This is a genomic window from Chryseobacterium sp. SSA4.19 (genome assembly GCF_022601875.1).
In the GTDB taxonomy this organism is placed as follows: Bacteria; Bacteroidota; Bacteroidia; order Flavobacteriales; family Weeksellaceae; genus Chryseobacterium.
On sequence record NZ_JAKVIP010000054.1, the window covers coordinates 1 to 4860 of the forward strand.

The window sequence follows — 4860 nt, forward strand, 5'->3', positions numbered from 1 at the left end:
ATTTTTCGCTCTCGTTTCATAAGTTAAAATTAAGGCTTTATGCTTAACTTTTACTGGACGATAAGTTAGTATATCCATTGATATTATTGAGATTAGTAATATGTTAGCTAAAAATATGCATCCACATATTATTTTAGAGAGAATTGATATGCGAAGATATACATCAGATGTTTTCAGGCGTTATCCGACCAGAATCATTTTGAGTGCATTAAAAATAATTTGTGGTTTTGGAGAGGAGAATGAAAAAATCAGAAAAGCTAAAGAAACCCTTAAGAAAGAGTTAGTAGACACCGAAATAATGTATTTTCCTACATTCAGAAGAATTGAAGAAGATCTTATAAATTTAGGACTTGAAGACGAAAAAAAAATAAATCAAGGAGATGTTCGGTTGATACAATTTGGAATGAAGGATGTTCGTCAAAGATTTGATGAATTAAAACGAGACATAAATAATCTATCTAGTAAAGGACTCTCTCAGATTTCGTCTGAAATATTGAGTCAGCTAGTTAAAGGTGTTCCCGATATTGATAGTAGTGAGCTACAAAACATAAGTAAAAATGATATTGATATTATTCTTGCTCGGGTTGGAGAAGCTATTAGTAAAGCGGACAAGGATAAAATTACGACTATTGTATCAGATAAAAAACTTAAAGAAATTGACGATAAATATTTAGTCTATTTCTTACAAAAACTTGTAACTATCTATGAAAAGCAAAGAGAGATTGATAACTCAATAGAAAGTTTCATTTCAGTGTGTAATAAATATTTAAAATTTTCTGATAAAGAGATATTTTATGAAGCAAGTGAAGTTGAATTTTATTTACTTTCAGAAAACAAAAAAAGAGTCTTGCTAACGGATTTACTCAGCAAACTGTCATCTGGAGAAAAACAAATTATTTCTTTATTTTCTAGAATTTATTTATCAGATAGTAAGAATTTCATAGTCCTTTTTGATGAGCCTGAGTTATCACTTTCGATTTACTGGCAAAAACTTTTACTTCCTGATATAGTTTCATCTAATAAATGTAAGTTTCTATTAGCAGTAACGCATTCTCCTTTTATTTTTGATAATACATTAGAAAAAACTGCTATTGGATTAAATCAATATATAAAATTTCAGTAGAGTATGGCGTTAACAGTTGAAGATTTAAAAAGAGAAAGAGAAGAAGCTACTTCAGTAGCTTATCAAAAATTTGTACTTTTGACCAGCTCTAAAGAAAATTCTTTATTTTGTTTTTTCGAAAATAAGGATGCCCCATATTATCATCTTCGAATAAAGGCAAATTTTAATGGCGATTTTCAATATATAAGCTGTGGAAATAAAGCTATGGTAAAAAAAGCTTACAAGCTTATTAAGAATCATAAGGAATATAACAAATACAAATTAGCATTTTTTATTGATAAGGACTTTGATGAATCTATAAAAAATCAATATTCAGAAATTTATGAAACACCATCTTATTCTATTGAAAATCTATATTGTTCGACAAATGCTTTCAAAGAATTTATAAAAACAGATTTGCAAATTGGTGAAGATGAGCCACTCCATAATGAAGTTTTAACACTGTATGAAAGTTTATTAGCAGATTTTTTAAATGCTTCGCTCTTATTTAATGCGTGGTATAAACTTCAAAAAAAAATTGGCGAAGAACAAAACACTTATCCAGACATTAATTTATCTAATAGTTTAATACCTACATTTATAGATATGACTCTTGAATCCGTTAATTCGAATTACAATATTGATAGTATATTACAAAAGTATCCAAATCATTTTCCCTTTACTCAACAGCAGTTGGATGATGAAATAAATAATTTAAAATCGGGAGATTTAAGACTTATTCTACGTGGTAAGTATATATTTAATTTTATGACATCATTTATTAGACAATTAATAGAGAATGGTGCAGATCCGAAGAAAAGAACAGTATTAACAAGAAAAATAAAATATAATATGGATAACTCAACAGCCTTAACACTTTTAACTTGTTATGCTGATTCTCCAAATTGTTTAGAACAATTTATATCAAAATATAATTAAGCTATAAATAAAAAATTTAGTAACAACAGTGATAAAACAACAAAGAAAAACACGATCTCGCGGATTTGCAATCCGTGAGCAAGCACAAAAATAAAGCACGGTTATAAATCCGCGCTATCATAAAAGATAAAACCTGCCTCACAGCAGGTTTTTATACTATCTAAACAGTTTTTAAAACAAATTTTCATCCACAAAATTAGGTTCTGCTTCCATTGCTCTGGAAATGTTTTATCTTTTTAAACTTCTTTTTAATAGTAGTTTAAAAATGTCTACCAAAAGAAAAATGAGAATAAAATTTTGCAGAAAATTTATATAATCAAACCGTACAATTCCCCAATCCATAAAAGCATCTTTTCCTAAAGAAGATTTTTTAAAATAAAAATATTTTGGAAAGCCATAAGTTTCAATAAGCCAATCATCTGATTTTGAAGATTCAGAATATAACAGTCCCAAAAACGTAATGACAAAAGCTAACGCAATCACTTTCCAATCTAACAAAACTTTCCAATTTTGTTTTTTAAATCTTAAGATGACAAGATTAATTACAATAAAAACTGTCAACAAAAGCAGAAAGTACATACTTGTAAATTGATGGTGAATATCCATTTTCAAATTAATTCATTTTCAGATTCTCAAATTAAAACAAACTTTCATCCACAAAATTCGGAAGTGTCACTTTCAGATTCGGTTCAGCTTCCATGGCTCTTTTAATCGCGAAAACAGCACCTTCATTTCTCGCCCAGCTTCGTCGGGAGATTCCGTTGTTCACATCCCAGAACAGCATGGTTTTTAATTTTCGGTCGGCATCATCGCTTCCGTCAAGCAGCATCCCGAAACCACCGTTGATCACTTCGCCCCAGCCAACGCCGCCGCCGTTGTGGATGGAAACCCAGGTCGCCCCGCGGAAACTGTCGCCGATCACATTATGGATCGCCATATCGGCGGTGAATCTTGAACCGTCATAAATATTGGAAGTCTCGCGGTATGGTGAATCCGTCCCAGAAACATCGTGATGATCCCTGCCCAAAACCACCGCTCCGATTTCTCCGGCTGCAATGGCTTTGTTAAAGGCTTCTGCGATTTTCATCCTTCCTTCGGCATCGGCGTATAAAATTCTCGCCTGCGAACCTACGACCAGTTTGTTTTCCTGTGCGCCTTTAATCCAAGTGATATTGTCTTTCATCTGCTGCTGGATTTCTTCCGGGGAATGTTTAATCATTTCTTCTAAAACCTGGCAGGCAATTTCATCCGTTTTCTGTAAATCTTCCGGTTTCCCACTGGTACACACCCAACGGAATGGCCCGAAACCGTAATCAAAACACATCGGTCCCATAATATCCTGAACGTAGCTCGGATATCTGAATTCCCTGCCAATCGTAGGGTTTTCTGCCATCACATCAGCTCCGGCTCTTGATGCTTCCAGCAAAAAGGCGTTTCCGTAATCGAAAAAGTAGGTTCCTTTTTCCGTATGCCTGTTGATGGCTTCAGCGTGCCTTCTCAAAGTTTCCTGGACTTTTTCTTTGAACAATTCAGGATTCTCCGCCATCATGGTGTTGGATTCTTCAAAGGTCTGTCCAACCGGATAATAACCGCCCGCCCACGGATTGTGAAGCGAAGTCTGGTCTGACCCGATATCGATTCTTACATTTTCCTGATCAAATTTCTCCCAGACCTCAACGATATTTCCGAGGTACGCCAGAGAAACCGTTTCGTTGTTTTCCTGCGCCTTTCTTACTCTTGTTACCAGTTCATCCAGATTTTCGTGGATCTCATTGACCCATTTCTGTTCGTGGCGGATTTTGGTTATCTTCGGGTTAACTTCTGCAATGACGGTCACGCAACCTGCGATATTTCCAGCTTTTGGCTGAGCCCCGGACATCCCGCCCAATCCTGAAGTGACAAATAATCCGCCTTTCGGCTCTTTATTGATCTTTCTAAATGCATTGAGGACGGTAATGGTCGTTCCGTGAACGATTCCCTGCGGGCCGATGTACATATAACTTCCCGCCGTCATCTGTCCGTACTGCGTCACCCCGAGTGCATTGAATTTTTCCCAATCATCCGGTTTAGAATAATTCGGAATCATCATTCCGTTGGTTACGACCACTCTTGGTGCATCTTTATGAGACGGGAACAGTCCCATTGGATGACCGGAATACATGGTTAAGGTCTGCTCGTCTGTCATTTCCGACAGGTATTTCATCGTCAGAAGATACTGTGCCCAGTTGGAGAACACCGCACCGTTTCCACCGTACGTAATCAGTTCATGGGGATGTTGCGCCACGGCATAATCCAGGTTGTTCTGGATCATCAGCATAATCGCTTTCGCCTGCTCGGATTTTCCCGGATATTCTGAAATCGGCCTCGCCTTCATTTCATAATCCGGACGGAAGCGGTACATGTAAATCCTGCCGTATCTTTCTAATTCTTCCTTAAATTCCGGAAGCAGTTCTGCATGAAACCGCGGCTCAAAATAGCGCAGTGCATTTTTTAAAGCTAGTTTTTTTTCTTCTTCTCCTAAAATCTCTTTACGTTTCGGAGCGTGGTTGATATGGGTTTCGTAGGGTTTCGGTGCTGGTAACTGGCTCGGGATGCCTTGCTGTATCTGTTCCTGGAAAGTCATATTGATGTGTAACGTTTATAGTTTTAGTTATTCTGATTTCAAAGTTTTAAAGATATTCAAATTAGAAAATCCCTGCAACTAAACATTAAGAATTCCCGGCGCATGAATTCCCCTCCAGAGGACTATCGTGTGGACACATCTTTAAAAGCATCAAAAGCTTGTATGATGTCTTTCAATCGTCCAAGACCTATCCATA

Annotated in this window: 4 protein-coding genes; 2 read left to right on the forward strand and 2 right to left on the reverse strand. The window is 36.1% G+C overall.

The window, feature by feature from the left end:
• The first annotated feature begins 115 nt into the window (after nt 1-115).
• Together MKJ01_RS18610 and MKJ01_RS18615 are read left to right on the forward strand one after the other, a co-directional pair.
• Nucleotides 116-1123 carry an AAA family ATPase gene (locus MKJ01_RS18610; protein WP_241615751.1) on the forward strand — a complete coding sequence of 336 codons (1008 nt, stop codon included), beginning with the start codon at nt 116-118 and terminating at the stop codon, nt 1121-1123.
• A gap of 3 nt (nt 1124-1126) precedes the next feature.
• The gene (locus MKJ01_RS18615) at nt 1127-2041 is read left to right on the forward strand and encodes a DUF4435 domain-containing protein (RefSeq protein WP_241615750.1); all 915 of its coding nucleotides are present in this window, start codon (nt 1127-1129) and stop codon (nt 2039-2041) included.
• 228 nt (nt 2042-2269) lie between these two features.
• On the opposite strand, the gene MKJ01_RS18620 is transcribed toward MKJ01_RS18615, so the two are convergent.
• Nucleotides 2270-2647, reverse strand: a complete 378-nt coding sequence (locus MKJ01_RS18620) for a hypothetical protein (protein ID WP_241615749.1) — start codon at nt 2645-2647, stop codon at nt 2270-2272.
• A gap of 31 nt (nt 2648-2678) precedes the next feature.
• The gene (locus MKJ01_RS18625; protein ID WP_241615748.1) at nt 2679-4664 is read right to left on the reverse strand and encodes a urocanate hydratase; all 1986 of its coding nucleotides are present in this window, start codon (nt 4662-4664) and stop codon (nt 2679-2681) included.
• Between the last annotated feature and the right edge of the window lie 196 nt (nt 4665-4860).